The 16791-nt window shown below is 69.2% G+C and carries 16 protein-coding genes and 1 pseudogene; 15 read left to right on the forward strand and 2 right to left on the reverse strand.

Features of this window, described 5'->3' with window-relative positions; translation table 11 throughout:
- The first annotated feature begins 90 nt into the window (after window positions 1-90).
- The 4 genes from ACZ7OO_RS15895 (at window position 91) to prcA (ending at window position 2449) form a co-directional block, all read left to right on the forward strand.
- Window positions 91-309, forward strand: a complete 219-nt coding sequence (locus tag ACZ7OO_RS15895) for a ubiquitin-like protein Pup (protein ID WP_351739822.1) — start codon at window positions 91-93, stop codon at window positions 307-309.
- 15 nt (window positions 310-324) lie between these two features.
- Complete coding sequence (locus ACZ7OO_RS15900) at window positions 325-813, forward strand: endonuclease VII domain-containing protein (protein WP_471505172.1); 489 nt, start codon at window positions 325-327, stop codon at window positions 811-813.
- Window positions 765-1610, forward strand: a complete 846-nt coding sequence (prcB, locus tag ACZ7OO_RS15905; RefSeq protein WP_471505174.1) for a proteasome subunit beta — start codon at window positions 765-767, stop codon at window positions 1608-1610. The genes ACZ7OO_RS15900 and prcB overlap by 49 nt, the downstream gene beginning before the upstream one ends.
- A 71-nt stretch (window positions 1611-1681) precedes the next feature.
- A complete protein-coding gene (gene prcA, locus ACZ7OO_RS15910; RefSeq protein ID WP_471505176.1) occupies window positions 1682-2449 on the forward strand; it encodes a proteasome subunit alpha in 768 nt (255 codons plus the stop codon).
- A gap of 77 nt (window positions 2450-2526) precedes the next feature.
- Here the strand turns inward: prcA and ACZ7OO_RS15915 are convergent, their stop codons facing one another.
- Complete coding sequence (locus ACZ7OO_RS15915; protein ID WP_471505177.1) at window positions 2527-3543, reverse strand: LacI family DNA-binding transcriptional regulator; 1017 nt, start codon at window positions 3541-3543, stop codon at window positions 2527-2529.
- Between the two features lie 88 nt (window positions 3544-3631).
- Here ACZ7OO_RS15915 and ACZ7OO_RS15920 point away from each other — a divergent pair, with 88 nt between their 5' ends.
- The 11 genes from ACZ7OO_RS15920 (at window position 3632) to ACZ7OO_RS15970 (ending at window position 15047) form a co-directional block, all read left to right on the forward strand.
- Window positions 3632-4891 (forward strand): MFS transporter, encoded by a 1260-nt coding sequence (locus ACZ7OO_RS15920; protein ID WP_471505179.1) that lies wholly within the window; start codon window positions 3632-3634, stop codon window positions 4889-4891.
- Window positions 4892-4900: 9 nt separating this feature from the next.
- Window positions 4901-6262 (forward strand): Pup--protein ligase, encoded by a 1362-nt coding sequence (gene pafA / locus ACZ7OO_RS15925; protein WP_069771814.1) that lies wholly within the window; start codon window positions 4901-4903, stop codon window positions 6260-6262.
- A 104-nt stretch (window positions 6263-6366) separates the two neighbouring features.
- Window positions 6367-7368: an FKBP-type peptidyl-prolyl cis-trans isomerase gene (locus tag ACZ7OO_RS15930; protein WP_471505181.1), complete on the forward strand. Its 1002-nt coding sequence runs from the start codon at window positions 6367-6369 to the stop codon at window positions 7366-7368.
- 74 nt (window positions 7369-7442) lie between these two features.
- Window positions 7443-7814, forward strand: coding sequence for an FKBP-type peptidyl-prolyl cis-trans isomerase (locus tag ACZ7OO_RS15935; RefSeq protein WP_352220021.1), 372 nt, complete (start codon window positions 7443-7445; stop codon window positions 7812-7814).
- Between the two features lie 206 nt (window positions 7815-8020).
- A complete protein-coding gene (locus ACZ7OO_RS15940) occupies window positions 8021-8974 on the forward strand; it encodes a helix-turn-helix transcriptional regulator (protein WP_471505183.1) in 954 nt (317 codons plus the stop codon).
- Window positions 8975-8993: 19 nt separating this feature from the next.
- Window positions 8994-10013: a helix-turn-helix transcriptional regulator gene (locus ACZ7OO_RS15945; protein WP_471505185.1), complete on the forward strand. Its 1020-nt coding sequence runs from the start codon at window positions 8994-8996 to the stop codon at window positions 10011-10013.
- 84 nt (window positions 10014-10097) lie between these two features.
- Window positions 10098-10358 carry a hypothetical protein gene (locus ACZ7OO_RS15950; RefSeq protein ID WP_471505557.1) on the forward strand — a complete coding sequence of 87 codons (261 nt, stop codon included), beginning with the start codon at window positions 10098-10100 and terminating at the stop codon, window positions 10356-10358.
- 10 nt (window positions 10359-10368) lie between these two features.
- Complete coding sequence (locus ACZ7OO_RS15955; protein ID WP_471505186.1) at window positions 10369-10563, forward strand: hypothetical protein; 195 nt, start codon at window positions 10369-10371, stop codon at window positions 10561-10563.
- 260 nt (window positions 10564-10823) lie between these two features.
- Window positions 10824-11108 carry a Sec-independent protein translocase subunit TatA gene (gene tatA, locus ACZ7OO_RS15960; protein ID WP_352220016.1) on the forward strand — a complete coding sequence of 95 codons (285 nt, stop codon included), beginning with the start codon at window positions 10824-10826 and terminating at the stop codon, window positions 11106-11108.
- Between the two features lie 47 nt (window positions 11109-11155).
- On the forward strand, window positions 11156-12100 hold the full coding sequence (gene tatC, locus ACZ7OO_RS15965; protein ID WP_471505188.1) for a twin-arginine translocase subunit TatC: 945 nt from the start codon (window positions 11156-11158) through the stop codon (window positions 12098-12100).
- A 94-nt stretch (window positions 12101-12194) separates the two neighbouring features.
- Window positions 12195-15047, forward strand: coding sequence for a DEAD/DEAH box helicase (locus tag ACZ7OO_RS15970; protein WP_471505190.1), 2853 nt, complete (start codon window positions 12195-12197; stop codon window positions 15045-15047).
- A gap of 67 nt (window positions 15048-15114) precedes the next feature.
- Here ACZ7OO_RS15970 and atzF read toward each other — a convergent pair.
- Window positions 15115-16791, reverse strand: a pseudogene (gene atzF / locus ACZ7OO_RS15975) (allophanate hydrolase); the annotation flags it as partial.

The following is a 16791-nucleotide window of genomic DNA, read 5'->3' on the forward strand; positions in this document are numbered from 1 at the left end:
CCGGCTTGTAGGGTCTGATCACCACCGATCGGCAGGAATGCCGACCTGTCGACCATGTCGGGCGAACGCGAACTGAGCGGGGTGAGGGTTATGGCAACCAAGGACACCGGCGGCGGACAGCAGAAGGCCACACGTTCCACCGAGGAGGCCGAGGAGCAGACGCAGGAAGCGCAGGCTTCGGAGGACCTCAAGGAGCGCCACGAGAAGCTGAGCGATGACGTGGACTCCGTCCTGGACGAGATCGATGACGTCTTGGAGGAGAACGCGGAGGACTTCGTGCGGTCCTTCGTTCAGAAGGGTGGACAGTAGTCACCTTCGTGAACGATGGGGGGTCGAAGTGCTCGGCGTGCCAGCAGGTGTTTCCGGTCGGCGCATTCGCGGCGAACAAGTCTCGGGCTGACGGCCTGCAGGCCACTTGTCGCGACTGCGCCGCCGAAGACGCGACGTCGCCAGGAAGCCCGGGGCGAGACGGTTCGCGAGAAGGCTCTGCCGGTCTCGCGGCAGGGCCTGCCGGGCCGTCCATGGCGTGCGTACCACCCGAGGCGCAACTACGGGCTCACCGAAGCCGAACGCGACGCGGTGGTCGCCGCCCAGTACGGGCTCTGTGTGATCTGTCTCGATGCCCCGCCCGTTCATGTGGATCACTGCCACAAGACGGGTAGGGTCCCAGGCGTACTGTGCTTCAACTGCAATTCGGCCATCGGTAAATTGAGGGACAAGCCCGTCGTCGCTCGCCGGGCCGCCGCCTATCTGGAAGGAAACGCGTGGAAGCCAACACTCGTAGCACCGGGCGTCTACCAGCTGCCTTCCTGACGCCTGGGTCCTCTTCGTTCATGGACTTTCTCTCCGACCACCAGCCGGAGTTGCTGCCCGGCAAGCGGCAGTTGCCGCCCACGCAGGGGGTGATCGAGGCGCCGCACGGGACGACGATCGTCGCGGCGACCTTCCCCGGCGGCGTGGTGCTCGCCGGTGACCGCCGGGCCACGATGGGGAATGTGATCGCCCAGCGCGACATCGAGAAGGTCTTCCCGGCCGACGAGTACTCGGCGGTCGGTATCGCCGGCACCGCCGGTCTCGCCGTGGAGATGGTGAAGCTCTTCCAGCTGGAGCTGGAGCACTTCGAGAAGGTCGAGGGTGCGCAGCTGTCGCTGGAGGGCAAGGCGAACCGGCTGTCGACGATGATCCGTTCCAACCTCGGTATGGCCATGCAGGGCCTGGCGGTCGTGCCGCTGTTCGCCGGGTTCGACGTTGACCGGGGGAAGGGGCGGATCTTCTCGTACGACGTGACGGGTGGCCGTTCCGAGGAGCACCACTTCTCCGCGACGGGTTCCGGCTCGATCTTCGCGCGCGGGGCCATGAAGAAGCTGTTCCGTGAGGACCTGAGCGAGGAGCAGGCGACCACACTGGTGGTGCAGGCTCTGTATGACGCGGCTGACGACGACTCGGCGACCGGTGGTCCGGATGTCGCCCGCCGGATCTACCCGATCATCACCGTGATCACCGAGGACGGGTTCCGTCGGCTCACCGACGACGAGTCCTCCGAGATCGCCCGTGCGGTGCTGGCGCGCCGTCTGGAGGAGCCGGACGGCCCGCGCGCGGCGCTGCTCTGAGGCGCCCGGCGCTTGTTGTGAAGGTGATCCCAGTGACTTCGACGGAACCCTAAGGAAGGGGACGGATACCGGTGTCGACGCCGTTCTATGTCTCACCTCAGCAGGCCATGGCGGACCGTGCGGAGTACGCCCGGAAGGGCATCGCGCGCGGCCGGAGTCTGGTTGTGCTCCAGTTCGCCGACGGCATCGTGTTCGTCGGTGAGAACCCGTCCCGTGCGCTGCACAAGTTCAGCGAGATCTATGACCGGATCGGTTTCGCGGCCGCCGGCAAGTACAACGAGTACGAGAACCTGCGGATCGGTGGGGTGCGCTACGCCGACCTGCGTGGTTACACCTATGACCGTGACGATGTGACGGCGCGTGGTCTTGCCAACGTGTATGCGCAGACGCTGGGCACGATCTTCTCCAGTGCGGCCGAGAAGCCGTACGAGGTGGAGCTGGTCGTGGCGGAGGTCGGGGAGACCCCGGAGGGTGACCAGATCTATCGGCTGCCGCATGACGGTTCGATCGTCGACGAGCACGGTTCGGTCGCGGTCGGTGGCAATGCGGAGCAGATCAGCAGTTATCTGGACCGTGAGCACCGGGACGGTATGACCTTGGCGGAGGCTCTGAAGCTGGCTGTGACGGCTCTGTCGCGGGAGTCTAACGGCACTCAGCGGGAGATTCCGGCCGAGCGGCTGGAGGTTGCGGTGCTGGACCGTACGCGTCCGCAGAAGCGCAAGTTCAAGCGCATCGGCGGTCCGCAGCTGTCCCGGTTGCTGGAGTCGGATGGTGCGGCCACCGCCACGTCCGCCGATGAGGCCGACGCGACGGAGGACTCCGGCGGCGACGTCGAGTAACCCCGCTCCCACCCCGCTCTGTGCGCCCCGCCCGGCGAGTCCTCCGGGTGGGGCGCGGGTGTTTGTGACGACAGAGCCTAGGGCTGCCGTGGGGGTGCCGTGGAGCCTCGTACGACCAGTTCTACCGGGATGTCCCGGCCCTCCGGCTCGCGGCCTTCCAGGACGGCGAGGAGGGCGTGCATGCCGCGTTCGCCGAAGAGTTCCGCGTCCAGTCGTACGGTCGTGAGCTCGGGGTCGATGGCGGTGGCGAGGGCCAGGTCGTCGAGGCCGGTGACGGAGATGTCGTCGGGGATGCGCAGGCCTCGGCGGCGCAGGGCCTTGTAGGCGCCGGCGGCGAGTTTGTCGTCGTCGCAGACGAGGGCGGTGGGGTGGGGGCCGGGTGTGGCGAGGGCGGCTTCGGTGGCCGTCAGGGCGCCTTCGATGGAGATCGGGGCGTGGACGGTGCGTACGGAGGTGCCGGGCACCTCTGCCGTGCGCGCGGCCAGTTCGCGCGCGCGCACCTCGAAGGTCCAGGAGGCGACGTCGGCGGCGAGGTGCAGGAAGCGGCGGTGGCCGAGGGCCAGCAGATGTTCGGCGACCTGGCGAACGCCGTCGGCGATGTCGAGGTTGACGGTGGCGGCTCCGAGGCTGCCTTCGGGGTCGCTGTCGAGCATGACCAGGGGGAGCTGGTCGCCGCGGATGGCGGTGAGGGCGTCGGCGGCCATGGAGGAGGCGATGACGCCGTCGAGGGCGGCCTGGGCGGAGGCGAAGGGGTCGCGGGCCGGGCCGATGCCTTCGGGGGAGGGATAGAGGACGACGCCGAAGCCGTTGTCGGCGGCCACGCGGGCGGCGCCGGTGTAGACGCCGGCGAAGAACTCGGTGGTGAGTGCGGGGACGACGAGGAGGACGGTGCGGGTGCGGCCGAGGCGGAGGTTGCGGGCGGCGAGGTTGGGCCGGTAGCCGAGGTCGCGGGCGGCTTCCCGGACCCGTTCGGCGGTGGCCTCGGAGACGCGGCCGCGCCATTTGTCGCCGAGGACGAGGGAGACGGCTGCCTGGGAGACGCCGGCGGCTTGGGCGACGTCGCGGCTCGTCGGGCGCGTGCTGCTGCGTGCCACCGGGTGTGGGCTCCTTCGTCTGGACGGGTGAACAGCGCACATGGTACGTATGGAAGCAAGGGTTATACGTAAAACTTGGAGGCGGGGCATGGCCGCGGGGTACCTGGAGATCCTCAGGGCGAGGCACGCGGTCCGCTTGCTGACGGGCACCTTGGTGGGGCGGTTGCCGAACGCCACGGCCGCGCTCGCGATCGTGCTGTTCGTGCGTGCGGAGGGTGGCACGTACAGCCTGGCGGGGGCGCTCGCGGCGGTGTACGGCGTCGCCAACGCGGTGGGTCAGCCGGTGCTGGGCCGGCTGGTGGATGTGCACGGGCAGCCGCGTGTCCAGTTGCCCGCCGCTCTCGCGTCGGCTCTCGCCATGGCCGGTTTCGCCTTCGCCGGCACCGGTCCGCTGCCGCTCGCCTGTGCGTGCGTGGCGGCGGCGGGGCTGTTCACGCCGCCCCTGGAGGGCGGTCTGCGTGCGCTGTGGCCGAGTGTGCTCGGCAGGGAGGACCAGGTGCACACGGCGTACGCGATGGACGCGGTGGCCCAGGAAGTCATGTTCACGGCGGGGCCGTTGCTGGTGACGTTGTGCGTGTCGCTGTGGTCGGCGCAGGCGGCGCTGCTGGTGGTGAACGCGATGGGGGTGCTCGGGGCGCTCTCCGTGGTCGTCTCGCCGCCTTCGCGCGCGTGGCGTTCGGCGCCGCGTGCGGCGCACTGGCTGGGTGCGCTGCGGTCGTCCGGGTTGCTGGCTCTGCTGGGTGCGTTTCTGTTCGTCGGGATCGCGCTGGGTTCCATCACGGTGGCGTCGGTGCCGTACGCGGACGAGCACGGTGGTGACGGGGTGTACGGCTGGATGATGGCGGGGCTGGGGTTGGGTGCGCTGCTCGGTGGCTCGGTGTACGGGGCGCGGCTCTGGCGGGGGGAGCCGGCGGTGCGACTGCGCGTCCTGGTGGCGCTTCTGGCGGTGTGTTATCTGCCGCTGATGGTGATGCCGGGTGCGCCGGCCATGGTGTTGCTCACCGTGCTGGCGGGGGTGTTCCTGGCGCCGGCGATCGCATGTGCGTTCGTGCTGGTGGACCGGCACGCGCCGGCGGGGACGGTCACCGAGGCCTTCTCCTGGCTTGTGACGACGTTCACAGTGGGGGCGTCGGTGGGAACGGGCCTGGCGGGACCGGTCGTAGAGGCGGGCGGGGCGCTGTGGGGGTTCGCGGTGCCGGGGGCGGCGGGGGGTGTGTCGTTGCTGGTCCTGGTGGTCACGGGTCGGGTCCTCGCAGCTCCCGGTGGGGGCGCGGTGGTTGCGGCTTCATTGGAAAATGATCCAAATCGTGCTGCCGAACCCCGTTTCAGCTCAGGGGATCGGGCGTAATGTTCAGTCATGGACCGCCGCATTTTCGGGCTGGAGAACGAGTACGGCGTCACGTGCACGTTCAGGGGACAGCGCCGCCTGTCGCCTGACGAGGTGGCGCGGTACCTCTTCCGCCGTGTCGTGTCATGGGGCCGTAGCAGCAATGTCTTTCTTCGTAACGGCGCCCGGCTCTATCTCGACGTGGGCTCACATCCGGAATACGCGACACCCGAGTGTGACAACGTGACCGAACTGGTCACCCACGACAAGGCCGGCGAGCGCATTCTCGAAGGACTGTTGGTGGACGCCGAACGACGCCTGCACGAGGAAGGAATCGCGGGCGACGTCTACCTTTTCAAGAACAACACGGACTCGGCGGGCAACTCCTACGGTTGCCACGAGAACTATCTGGTGGCGCGGCATGGGGAGTTCTCCCGGCTCGCGGACATCCTCATTCCGTTCCTGGTGACCCGGCAGCTGCTGTGCGGCGCCGGCAAGGTGCTGCAGACACCGCGCGGTGCGGTGTACTGCGTCAGCCAGCGGGCGGAGCACATCTGGGAGGGCGTCTCCTCGGCGACGACCCGCTCCCGGCCGATCATCAACACACGCGACGAGCCGCACGCCGACGCCGAGCGCTACCGCCGGCTGCATGTCATCGTGGGCGACTCGAACATGTCCGAGACGACCATGCTGCTGAAGGTCGGCGCCACCGACCTGGTGCTGCGCATGATCGAGGCGGGCACGGTGATGCGGGACCTGACCCTGGAGAACCCGATCCGGGCGATCCGCGAGGTCAGCCATGACATCACGGGCCGACGCAAGGTGCGCTTGGCCAGCGGCCGTGAGGCCTCCGCCCTGGAGGTGCAGCGGGAGTACTACGAGAAGGCCGTGGACTTCGTCGAGCGCCGCGGTATCCGTACCGGCACGGTCGACCAGGTCCTGGAGCTGTGGGGCCGCACCCTGGACGCCATCGAGGCCGAGGACCTGGACCGGATCGGCACCGAGATCGACTGGGTGATGAAGTACCAGCTCATCGAGCGGTACCGGGCCAAGCACAACATGACCATGTCTCATCCGCGGGTGGCGCAGATAGACCTCGCTTATCACGACATTCACCGTCGTCGGGGTCTGTACTACCTGCTGGAGAGGAAGGGTCAAGCCGCTCGGATCTGCAATGACTTGAAGATCTTCGAGGGCAAGTCGGTGCCGCCGCAGACGACTAGGGCGCGGTTGCGCGGTGACTTCATCCGGCGGGCTCAGGAGCAGCGGCGGGACTTCACGGTCGACTGGGTGCATCTGAAGCTCAATGACCAGGCGCAGCGGACGGTGTTGTGCAAGGACCCGTTCCGTTCGGTCGACGACCGGGTGGAGAAGCTCATCGCCGGTATGTGAGCGAACGCCACACGGGCGCCGTACGTTTACCGTACGGCGCCCGTGTCACGTCGTAGAGTTGCGCGCACGCATCCGCAAGATCGACCGATTATGAGGCTGTTTCCGTGCGCCGACGCTCTCTTCTCCTTGCCGCCGTACCCGCAGGACTGGTCACGCTTGCCGCGTGTGGCGACGACAAGTCCGCTTCCAGCAAGGCCAGCGCGGCACCGTCGGGTTCCGCTTCCTCGGTGCCGCCGCCGAAGATCGTGGACGGGCCGTTGCCGGCGATCACGGCGGGTACGAAGTTCGACGAGAAGCCGACGGTGGCCAAGGGTTCCGGGGACCCGTCGAAGGACCTTGCGGTCAAGACGGTGATCGCGGGCAGCGGCAAGTCGGTCGCGGAGAACGACTTCATCCAGGCCAACTACCTCGGGCAGATCTGGTCGACGGCGAAGGTCTTCGACCAGTCGTACGACCGTACGCCGCTGCTCATGCAGCTCGCCCAGGGCAGCATCATCGACGGCTGGCGGTACGCGCTGGCCGGGAAGAAGGTCGGCAGCCGGGTGCTGATGGCCGTGCCCCCGACCTGGGGTTACGGCTCGTCGGGCAACCCGCAGGCGGGGATCAAGGGCACGGACACGCTGGTGTTCGTCGTGGATGTGCTGAACTCGTTCAACTCCAAGAGCTCCAGCACCGGCAAGGAGGTCGCGCAGAGCGACTCCGCGCTGCCCAAGATCGGCACCAACACCGACGGGAAGGCTCCGTCGATCGACATTCCCAAGACCGACCCGCCGAAGAAGCTGGTGGCGAACTACGTCCTTGAGGGCGACGGCCCGGAGGTGAAGTCGTCGCAGACGATCCTGTGCCAGTTCAAGGGCGTGGTCTGGGACAGCGGCAAGGCTTTCGAGCAGACGTACGACAGCGGGCGGCTGGCCCAGTTCGCGATCGCGCAGATGCAGGCGGTCGTCAAGGGGCTGGCGCAGGGGATCACCGGGAAGAAGGTGGGCAGCCGGCTGATGATCGTCGTACCGCCGGATCTGGCCTACGGGAACAACCCGCCGAGCGGTGGTGTGGTGAAGAAGGGTTCGACGCTGGTGTTCTCGGTGGATGTGCTGGCGGCGATGTAGTCACGCGGGCGGGACGCGGGCGGGGATGAAAGACTGGCCGGGTTCCGTGTCGTACACAAGCAGGAGCTAGAGACGTGAGCATCGACAAGCCCGAGATCGACTTCCCCGGCGGCGAGCCCCCGGCCGACCTGGAGATCAAGGACATCTGGGAGGGCGACGGCGAGGTGGCCAAGGCCGGCCAGACCGTCACCGTGCACTACGTGGGTGTCGCGTTCAGCACGGGCGAGGAGTTCGACGCCAGCTGGAACCGGGGTACCCCGTTCCGCTTCCCGCTGGGCGGAGGCCGTGTCATCAAGGGCTGGGACCAGGGGGTGGAGGGCATGAAGGTCGGCGGCCGTCGCCAGCTGACCATCCCGGCCCACCTCGCCTACGGCAACCAGAGCCCGACGCCGGCGATCCAGCCCGGTGAGACGCTGATCTTCGTCGTGGACCTGCTCGGGGTCTGATCCCCGTGCCTGGTCGGCGCCGTCCGGCGCTGACCGTACCTGGTCGGAAACCGGCTGGACGAGGGCCCGTGCCGCACGCGCGGGCCCTTGTTGTTTGTCGTGGCCTGCCCGTTTCGGTCCTCGTTGTTTGTACTGGCTTTTGCCGTGACACTCCGGAGCGGTACGGTCATCGATCAGAAGCACCATAGGGAAGGCGAAGGGCGTCGATGGCCATTGCCAAGGCCGAGCGGCTGATGAACCTGGCGCTGTGTCTGCTGGGGACGAGTCGGCCGCTCAGCAAGCGCGAGCTGCGCGAATCGATCGAGGCCTACCTCGAGGCGGGCAGTGACGACTCCTTCAGCCGGATGTTCGAGCGGGACAAGGACGATCTGCGCGAGCTCGGACTGGTGATCGAGACCGTCGAGAACCTGGAGGGCGAGGTCGGCTATCTCGCCCGCCGCGACAGCAACCGCCTCCCGCCCATCACCCTGGACGCCGAGGAGGCCGCCGCCCTGGGGCTGGCCGCCAAGGTCTGGCAGCAGGCCCGGCTCGCCGGCGCGGCCAGCGGCGCCCTGCAGAAGCTGCGCGCGGCCGGGCTGCCCGAGGATGTCGACCCCTACGAGGCGCACAGCGCCCTGGAGCCGCGCATCCCGGTGCATGAGGCCGCGTTCGAGCCGCTGATGCTGGCCTGCCGCGACCGCCGCCCGGTCGTCTTCGACTACCGCAAGGCCACCGCCGCCCGTCCCGAGACCCGGAATGTGGAGCCGTGGGCGCTGGAGTGCTGGCGCGGCCACTGGTATCTGGCGGGCTGGGACCGGGACCGGGGTGCCGAGCGGGTGTTCCGGCTGTCCCGGATCACCGGCCGGGTCCGTTCCCGGGGCACCCGTTTCACCGCGCCGGTCCCGGACGTGGTCACCGTCCGGGAGACCGTCTCGAGCTGGGCCGGTGAGATCGCCGACCGCTCGGCCCTGATCCGGCTGCGTTCCGGCGCCGGCTACCCCCTTCGGGCGAAGGCCACGGCGGTGCGGGAACTCGGCGACGGCTGGGACGAGTTGGAGATTCCGTACGGGCACGGCCTGGACGCCTGGCTGGTGGAGTTCGGGCCGGACGTGGTGGTGCTGGAGCCGGCCGAGCTGCGCGCGGACGTGGTGGACCGGCTGCGTGCCGTGGCCAAGGGCTGAGGGGGAGCGGAGCAGGACAGTGGCAGGCAAACCGGTCAGGCCCGTGAACGCCATCGACCAGACCCGACGGATGCTCTCCCTGGTGACCTATCTGCGCGAGCGCCCCGGCGCCCGGATCGCGGACGTGGCCCGTGCCTTCGGCATCACCGAGGACGAGCTGGTCTCCGACCTCGATGTGCTGCCCATGTGCGGCACCAGCTTCCGGGGCGGCGATCTGCTGGACATCGACACCGACGGCGAGCGCATCTGGTGGCACAACGCGGCCGCCCTCGGCGAGGAGGCCGCCGAGCCGCTGAGACTGGCCGCCGACGAGGCGACCGCGCTGCTGGTCGCCGCCCGTGCCGTGTCCACCCTGCCCGGACTGCGCGAGGGCGACCGGCAGGCGTTGCTGCGGGCCACCGCCAAGGTGGAGACCGCGGCCGGCGAGGCGGCCGGCGCCAGCGCCCGGCTTTCCGTGACCTTCGAGTCCGAGGGCGGGGTCTTCGCCGACGTCGACCGGGCGATCTCCGAGCGCCGCAGGCTGTGGATCCGCTACTACTCGCCGGCCCGCGACGAGGTCACCGAGCGCGAGATCGACCCCATCCGCCTGGTCAGCGTCGGCCACACCTATGTGGAGGCCTGGTGCCGCCGCTCCGAGGCCCGGCGCACCTTCCGCCTCGACCGCGTCGCCGAGATCAAGATCCTCGACGAGCCGTCCGCGCCCCCCGAGATCGAGCTGCGTGACCTGTCCGAGGCCCTGGTGCAGCCGGCCGCCGAGGACCCGGAGGTGGTCGTCGAGGTCGGCCCGGCAGGCCGCTGGGTCGCCGAGTACTACCCGCACGACAGCGCCGATGAGCTTCCCGACGGCGGTCTGCGTATCAGTCTGCGCACCCCCGAACCGGCCTCCCTGCGCCGGCTGGCACTCAGGCTCGGCGGCGACGGGCGGATCGTGTCACCGCCCGAGCTGGCCGACAGCGCCCGCCGGGCGGCCCGCGAGGCCCTGGCGGCGTACGACAACCATGCTGTGCACGGCGACGAGGAAGGGCATGGGGGAGCCTGAGTCGCTCCGAAGGCGAACGATCAAGAAGGAGGGGCGAGGGATTTGAACGAGGCTTCGGGTTCCGGTGTCGCAGGCGCGAGGGACATGACGGTCGCGGCCGCATTCGCCGGGATGAGAAGAGTGGTCCCCGTGGTGTTCAGGGCCGGCTGCCCGGACTGCCGGGGCAGTTTCGAGCTTGCCGCGAGCGCCCTGCGCCTGGCCATCGGAGCCACCAGCAAGACCACGTTCTACTCCTTCACCTGCCCCGACTGCGGCGTCCTGGTCCGCAAGCCCGCGGGTGAGCGGATCATCGAGCTGCTGACCGGCGGCGGGGTCAGGACCCTGCGGCTGCACCCCACCGTCTAGGCTCACCCGCATGTTCTGGCCGATGTTCGCGGTAGCTGTGGGTTTCGTGGGTCTCGCCGTGCTCGGCGTGCTCGCCGTCCGGGTCTTCCTTGAGGCACGGCGCCTCGGCGTGCAGGTCGCGGACTCGGCACGGCGCATCAACCGGGCCGCCGAGGACCTGGAGCGGGCCGCGGCCAGTGCCGCCCGTACTGTGGACACCCTCTGAGACCTGCTGTGGAAGCGGTGTGAGTACTGCGCCGTAAGCGGTTTGTGTCACTTCGCCCTGTCACGGTGCCCGCCCCGGCAGGTACGCTGCTGCTCGCGGGGCGGAGAACGAGGCCCGTACCGCGGACCGGGCGTACGCACGGGGATTGCCTGACGTTTACCCCCGAGCGTTACGATCGCTGTGAGCACGATTGCTCGGACAGGTGTCCGGCTGATCGGACAGCACCCCACCCAGCCGCCTCGGTGAGAAGGTAAAGACTTATGTTCGGAAGGCTCGGCGCTCCCGAGATCATTCTCATCCTTGTCGTCGTCATCCTGCTGTTCGGCGCGAAGAAGCTTCCGGACATGGCTCGCTCGCTCGGCAAGTCCGCGCGCATCCTCAAGAGCGAGGCCAAGGCGATGAAGGAAGACGGCAACAGCACCTCCTCCGCCCAGGCGCCCGCCTCCGGCGAGCAGGCCCAGGCTCAGCGCACCATCCAGGCGTCCCCCGGCGACGTGACCAGCTCCCGCCCGGTCAACGAGCCGTCGGACACCACCCAGCGCTGACGCAAGGCCGGTGACCCCCGGCCTGCCGCACGAGATGAGGACGTGGGTTGCCCAAGTCTGCCCGCAAACAGGAGAGGGATCCCGAGGGGCGGATGCCTCTCGCGGATCACCTTCGTGAGCTCCGCAACCGGCTCGCGAAGGCCATGCTGGCCATTGTCATCGTGACGGTGGTCGCCGCCTTCTTCTACAACGACATCATCAACTTCCTGACCAGTCCGATCCTCGACTCGGTCGGTTGCCACCAGACCTTCGCGGAGCTGGCCAAGGCGGGCGACAACAAGAAGTGCGCGCAGATCACCATCAACGGTCTGCTCGCCCCCTTCACGCTCGCCCTCCAGGTCTCGCTGACGGCCGGTGTCGTGTTCGCGTCGCCGATCTGGCTGTACCAGCTGTGGGCCTTCGTTGCGCCCGGCCTGCACCGGCACGAGAAGAAGTACGCGTACGCCTTCGTCTTCACCGGCGCCCCGCTGTTCCTGGGCGGCGCGTTCTTCGCGTACGAGGTGCTGCCCACCACCGCGAAGGTGCTGATCGACTTCACGCCGAACGGCAGCATCACCAACCTGCTGCCACTGGATGACCTGCTCCAGCTGGTCACCCGCATGGTGATCGTCTTCGGGCTCTCCTTCGAACTTCCGCTGCTGCTGGTGATGCTCAATCTCACCGGCATCATCACCGGCAAGCGGATGCTCGGCTGGTGGCGGGCCATGATCCTCGGCATCACGGTCTTCGCCGCCGTCGCCACCCCGAGCACCGACCCGCTCTCCATGCTGGCACTCGCCGGGCCGATCTGGGTGCTGTACTTCGGCGCCGTCCTCTTCTCGCTGGCCAACGACCGGCGCAAGCGCCGCCGCGAGGCCGACGGGCCCGACGACGACGAGGCCTCGGACCTCGACCTCACCCCCGAGGACATCGGCGAGATCGAGACCGTCTCCGCCACCCGCGCGCTGCCCGAGACCCCGGAGCGGGTCAACGGCTACGACGACGTGACCTGACCGGGACCCGCGCCAGTCACCGAAGCCACCGAGAGGTGCCCGCGTCCCACGACGCGGGCACCTCTTCGTTGTCCGTCGTCCCATGTTCCGGATAATGATCGTCCTGTTGTCAGTGGGGACCGGTACGCTCGAAAGCACGATGACAGAGGACCTCTCACCGGCCGAGCGGTATGCGGCGGCCCGCAGGCGGGCCGCCGAGCAGGCCACCGCGCTCGCGTCTTTCCGCGAGATGTACGAATTCGGCCTCGACCCCTTCCAGATCGAGGCCTGCCAGGCGCTCGAAGCAGGGAAGGGCGTACTGGTGGCCGCCCCCACCGGCTCCGGCAAGACGATCGTGGGCGAGTTCGCCGTCCACCTCGCCCTCATGCAGGGCAAGAAGTGCTTCTACACGACACCCATCAAGGCGCTGTCGAACCAGAAGTACGCCGATCTCTGCCGCCGCTACGGCGACGGCATGGTCGGCCTGCTCACCGGAGACAACAGCATCAACCCGGACGCCGCCGTGGTCGTCATGACCACCGAGGTCCTGCGGAACATGCTGTACGCGGGCTCCCAGACCCTCCTCGGCCTCGGCTATGTGGTCATGGACGAGGTCCACTACCTCTCCGACCGCTTCCGCGGCGCCGTCTGGGAAGAGGTGATCATCCATCTCCCCGAGTCCGTGACCCTGGTCTCCCTGTCGGCGACCGTGTCCAACGCCGAGGAGTTCGGCGACTGGCTCGACACCGTCCGCGGCGACACCGAGGTCATCGTCTCCGAACACCGGCCCGTCCCGCTGTTCCAGCATGTGCTCGCCGGACGCCGGATGTACGACCTGTTCGAGGAGGGCGAGGGCCAGAAGAAGGCCGTCAACCCCGACCTCACCCGGCTGGCCCGGATGGAGGCGAGCAGACCGTCCTACCAGGACCGCAGGCGCGGGCGTGCCATGCGCGAGGCCGACCGGGAGCGGGAGCGCCGGCAGCGGTCCAGGGTGTGGACACCCGGACGCCCCGAGGTCATCGAGCGGCTCGACTCCGAGGGCCTGCTGCCCGCCATCACCTTCATCTTCAGCCGCGCCGCCTGCGAAGCCGCCGTCCAGCAGTGCCTGTACGCCGGCCTCCGGCTCAACGACGACGAAGCGCGGGAACAGGTGCGCGCCCTCGTCGAGGAGCGCACCTCGTCGATTCCGCACGAGGACCTGCACGTCCTCGGCTACTACGAATGGCTGGAGGGCCTGGAGCGCGGTATCGCAGCCCACCACGCGGGCATGCTCCCGACCTTCAAGGAGGTCGTCGAGGAACTCTTCGTACGCGGCCTGGTGAAGGCCGTGTTCGCCACCGAGACCCTCGCGCTCGGCATCAACATGCCCGCGCGCTCGGTGGTGTTGGAGAAGCTCGTCAAGTGGAACGGCGAGCAGCACGCCGACATCACCCCCGGCGAGTACACCCAGCTGACGGGCCGTGCGGGCCGGCGGGGCATCGACATCGAGGGTCATGCCGTGGTGCTGTGGCAGCGGGGATTCAGCCCCGAGCATCTCGCAGGGCTCGCGGGTACCCGTACCTATCCGCTGCGCTCCAGCTTCAAGCCGTCGTACAACATGGCGGTCAACCTGGTCGAGCAGTTCGGGCGGCACCGGTCCCGGGAACTCCTGGAGACCTCGTTCGCGCAGTTCCAGGCCGACAAGTCGGTCGTCGGGATCTCCCGTCAGGTGCAGCGCAACGAGGAAGGACTCGAAGGCTACAAGGAGTCCATGACCTGCCACCTCGGCGACTTCGAGGAGTACGCGCGACTGCGGCGTGAGCTGAAGGACCGCGAGACCGAACTCGTTCGGCAGGGCGCGGCCGATCGGCGCGCCGAGGCGGCGGTGGCGCTGGAGAAGCTCAAGCCGGGCGATGTCATCCATGTGCCGACGGGCAAGTACGCCGGGCTCGCCCTGGTGCTGGACCCCGGGCTGCCCGCCGGGCGGTCCAACGGCCACCGCGGCTTCGAGCAGCACGACGGGCCACGGCCGCTGGTGCTGACCGCCGAACGGCAGGTCAAGCGGCTGGCGTCGATGGACTTCCCGGTGCCCGTCGAGGCGCTGGAGCGGATGCGGATCCCCAAGTCCTTCAACCCCCGCTCCCCGCAGTCCCGTCGCGACCTCGCGTCCGCGCTGCGCACCAAGGCCGGGCACATTCCGCCGGAGCGGGCCCGCAAGAAGCGGTCTCAGGCCGCCGACGACCGCGAGATCGCACGGCTGCGGACCGCGATCCGGGCGCACCCCTGCCATGGCTGCAACGACCGGGAGGACCACGCCCGTTGGGCCGAGCGCTACCACCGGCTGATGCGGGACACCTCACAGCTTGAGCGGCGGATCGAGGGTCGGACCAACACCATCGCCCGCACCTTCGACCGGATCGTGGCACTGCTGACCGAGTTGGACTACCTGCGCGGCGACGAGGTCACCGAGCACGGAAAGCGGCTGGCCCGGCTGTACGGCGAGCTGGATCTGCTCGCCAGCGAATGCCTGCGGGCTGGGGTCTGGGAGGGGCTCGGTCCCGCCGAACTGGCCGCGTGCGTTTCGGCGCTGGTCTACGAGTCGCGTGCCGCTGACGACGCGATGGCCCCGAAGCTGCCCTCCGGGAAGGCCAAGGCCGCGCTCGGTGAGATGGTGCGGATCTGGGGGCGGCTGGACGCGCTGGAGGAGGAGTTCCGGATCACCCAGACCGAGGGCGTCGGTCAGCGGGAACCGGACCTCGGCTTCGCCTGGGCCGCGTACATGTGGGCGTCGGGGACAGGGCTGGACGAGGTGCTGCGGGAGGCGGAGATGCCCGCGGGTGACTTCGTGCGGTGGTGCAAGCAGGTCATCGACGTGCTCGGACAGATTGCTGCCGCGGCTCCGGTGGAGGGGTCGACTGTGGCGAAGACCGCTCGGAAGGCGGTTGATCTGGTGCTGCGGGGAGTTGTGGCCTACTCGTCTGTGGGGTGACGGCTTCGGCGGCGGGTGCGGGTGGGTGGGGGCCGGTCGCGCAGTTCCCCGCGCCCCTTTGGGTAGGTCACGCTTCCCGGCGCTCCAAGTACTTACGCCAGCCGTCGTACAACGTGATGTCCTCGGCGTCCCTCAAAGCGCTCGGTTCGCACAGGAAACCGGGGGCGCTTGTGTTGTCTGCCAGGTCCACCCTGCCCAGAGTCATCGGGCGGGGGAGCTGTGCGAGCAGGCGGCCCAGGCCCTCCGCCGGTAGGCGCCAGATCTCCGTCTCGATCGCTGCACCTCCCTCGTCCACCCGCACCAGGCCCGGCTTCGGTGGAGTCGTCGGCAGGGCGTAGAGCCGGTACGTCGGTTCTGTCGTCGTCGTGCGGTCCAGTACGGCTCCCATTGCCAGGAGCTGTGGATTCAGTGGCTGGCCTGTCAGGTGTGCGCCCACCACCGCAAGGCTCACTCTTGGCTCCAGGGAGCGGGCGATCGTGGCCAGGCGGTCGTCTGTGAAGGCGGGGCCGATCAGCATCACACCGAACGGCAGTCCGTTCACCTCTCCCGCCGGCACCGCCACCGCCGCCAGGTCGAAGAGATTCGTGGAGTTGGTGAAGCGGCCCAGGCGGGCGTTGGCGCCCAGGGGGTCGGCCGCCACCTCGGCCAGGGTGGGGTGGCCGGGGGCCGTGGGGAGCAGCAGGGCATCCGCGTCGGCCAGTTCGGCCAGGGCGCGGGCGCGCGGGGCGGACAAGCGGTCCTGGTCGGTGAAGAGTCGGTGGGCCGTGATGTCGCGGGCCCGGGTGATGATGCCGGTGACCGTGGGGTCCAGGCCTTCGCCGCCGGAAGACAGCAACTTGTCGACAAAGGAGCCCACCGCCGTGTAGCGCTCGGCCACGAACGCGCCCTCGTAGAGCATCGCCGCCGCCTCGGCGAAGGGGGTCAGGTCGAGCGGGCGGATCGAGGCGCCCGAAGCGACGAGACGCGCGACCGCTTCCTCGTACGCCTCCGCCCAGCCCTCGTCCAGTTCGCCGAGCTGAGAGAGCGGCGGGACGGCGATCCGCCAGGGGCCCGGGGCTCGCTGGGGCAGGGGCGGGAGTGTGCGGTCCGGCGGGGACGCCATGTACGACAGTGCCTGCTCGGCCTCCGGGAGCGTGCGGGCGAACACCGTCACGCAGTCGATCGAGGCGCAGGCCGGGACCACCCCGGCCGTGGGCACCAGGCCCCTGGTCGGCTTCAGTCCGACGATGCCGTTGAAGGCGGCCGGGATCCGGCCCGAACCCGCCGTGTCCGTGCCGAGGGCGAAGTCGACGATCCCGAGGGCCACCGCCACCGCCGAACCCGAGCTGGAGCCGCCGCTGATCCTGGCGGGGTCGATCGCGTTGCGGACCGCGCCGTACGGGGAACGGGTGCCGACCAGGCCCGTCGCGAACTGGTCGAGGTTGGTGGTGCCGAGGACCAGTGCGCCGGCCGCGCGCAGGCGGCCCACCACCGGGGCGTCGGCCTCCGGCTGGTAGGCGTATGCCGGGCAGCCCGCCGTCGTGGGCAGTCCCTGTACGTCGATGTTGCCCTTGGCGGCGAACAGGCGCCCGGCGAGGGGGAGGCGCTCGCCCGTGGCCACCCGTTCGTCGATCGCTCGGGCCTCCGCCTCCACCTCCTTGCGTGGGCGCAGGTCGATCCAGATCTCGGGGCGGTCGACCGCTTCGATACGCGCGTAGGCGGCACGGACACGGGAGACAGTGCTGGACATGCTCTCTTGCTCCTG

This window comes from Streptomyces sp. NPDC111744 (assembly GCF_055634995.1).

Excerpts from the sequence above, each read along its gene's own strand:
- pafA (WP_069771814.1), top strand. The coding sequence starts at position 4,901 with ATGGACCGCCGCATTTTCGGGCTGGAGAACGAGTACGGCGTCACGTGC.
- ACZ7OO_RS15900 (WP_471505172.1), top strand. The coding sequence starts at position 325 with ATGGGGGGTCGAAGTGCTCGGCGTGCCAGCAGGTGTTTCCGGTCGGCG.
- ACZ7OO_RS15955 (WP_471505186.1), top strand. The coding sequence starts at position 10,369 with ATGTTCTGGCCGATGTTCGCGGTAGCTGTGGGTTTCGTGGGTCTCGCC.
- ACZ7OO_RS15895 (WP_351739822.1), top strand. The coding sequence starts at position 91 with ATGGCAACCAAGGACACCGGCGGCGGACAGCAGAAGGCCACACGTTCC.
- ACZ7OO_RS15940 (WP_471505183.1), top strand. The coding sequence starts at position 8,021 with ATGGCCATTGCCAAGGCCGAGCGGCTGATGAACCTGGCGCTGTGTCTG.
- ACZ7OO_RS15950 (WP_471505557.1), top strand. The coding sequence starts at position 10,098 with ATGACGGTCGCGGCCGCATTCGCCGGGATGAGAAGAGTGGTCCCCGTG.
- tatA (WP_352220016.1), top strand. The coding sequence starts at position 10,824 with ATGTTCGGAAGGCTCGGCGCTCCCGAGATCATTCTCATCCTTGTCGTC.
- ACZ7OO_RS15920 (WP_471505179.1), top strand. The coding sequence starts at position 3,632 with ATGGCCGCGGGGTACCTGGAGATCCTCAGGGCGAGGCACGCGGTCCGC.
- ACZ7OO_RS15970 (WP_471505190.1), top strand. The coding sequence starts at position 12,195 with ATGATCGTCCTGTTGTCAGTGGGGACCGGTACGCTCGAAAGCACGATG.